The sequence below is a fragment of the Actinoplanes sp. NPDC051633 genome (assembly GCF_040681735.1).
In the GTDB taxonomy this organism is placed as follows: domain Bacteria; phylum Actinomycetota; class Actinomycetes; order Mycobacteriales; family Micromonosporaceae; genus Actinoplanes.
On the sequence record NZ_JBFAZH010001757.1, the window covers coordinates 1 to 1,147 of the forward strand.

The 1,147-nt window shown below is 77.2% G+C and carries 1 pseudogene; it reads left to right on the top strand.

What is annotated here, in order from left to right:
• Nucleotides 1-11 precede the first annotated feature (11 nt).
• Nucleotides 12-1,147, top strand: a pseudogene (locus AB0M20_RS44945) (ABC transporter permease); the annotation flags it as partial.

Below are 1,147 nucleotides of genomic sequence, written 5' to 3' on the forward strand. Positions count from 1 at the left end.
GGCACGGACGAATGACCCGGCGACCGGCGACCCCGCTGCTGCGCCGCATCCGTGCCTCGGCCGGGCACCTCGCCATGCTCGCGGTGCTGGCCGGCGTCGCCGCGTTCGCGGTCGGTGCGGCGCCGCGGATCGTCAACCAGTACGGCGACGCCGGACTGCGCGCCGACCTCGACCGCCTGCCGTACACCGTGCGGGACGTGATCATCTCGGCCCGGACGGACGTCCGCGTCGGCCCGGCCACCGACCTGCTTCCCGCCGACGGCGCCGGGCAGCTGGACGCGTACCGCCGGCTGCTGCCCGCGCCGCTGCCCAGCCTGATCGGCGCCCAGTGGTACACCGCCCGCGTCGGGCCCGCCGGTGTCCAGGCCGGGCCCGGCGAGAACAGCCCGGACTCGTTCGGCGGCTCGTGTCCGCCCAGCGTGTCGGTGCGCACCCGGTCCGGCGCCGAGCAGGAGGTCCGGCTGGTCGAGGGCCGCACCCCACGGTCCGGCACGGAGGTGGAGGCCACTCTGGCCCGGCCGGCCGCCGCGGCCCTCGGTCTGCGGGTCGGGTCGGACCTCACCCTCGGCGGACGGGCCGGCTTCGTCCCGATCCGGGTGGTCGGCATCGTCGAGCAGCTCGACCCGGGCGCTCCGGGCTGGGCCGACTCGGCGGTCATCCAGACGTCGTGCCCCAACCCAGCCGACGGCATTCGGGTGCAGGCCGCACTGTTCACCGACGCGCCCGGCGTCCGCCTCGCCGCCGAATCCACCCAGGAGCTGGCCACCGAGTGGCGCTACCGGCTGAACACCTCCAGGTTGGGCACGGCCGACGTGCCGGCCCTGTCCGCGGCGGTGGCCCAGGCCCGGCGTTCGCCGCCGCCCGGGACCCTGGTGACCACCGGCCTGGAGACGGCCCTGAGCCGGTACGACGCCCAGCAGCAGGCCGTCGCCGCGCTGCTGGCCGTGGTGCAGGCCGGCGTGCTGGCATCCCTGATCGGCCTCCTGCTGCTGGCGTCCGGCCTGCTCGTGGCCCAGCGCCGCACCGAGTTCGCGCTGCTGCGCGCCCGAGGCGCCGCGGTCTCCGGGATCGCCGGCCGGACGCTGGCCGAGACCCTGCTGGTGGTGCCGGTCGCCGTGCTGGCCGGCGGGCTCGCCGCCGGGCTGCT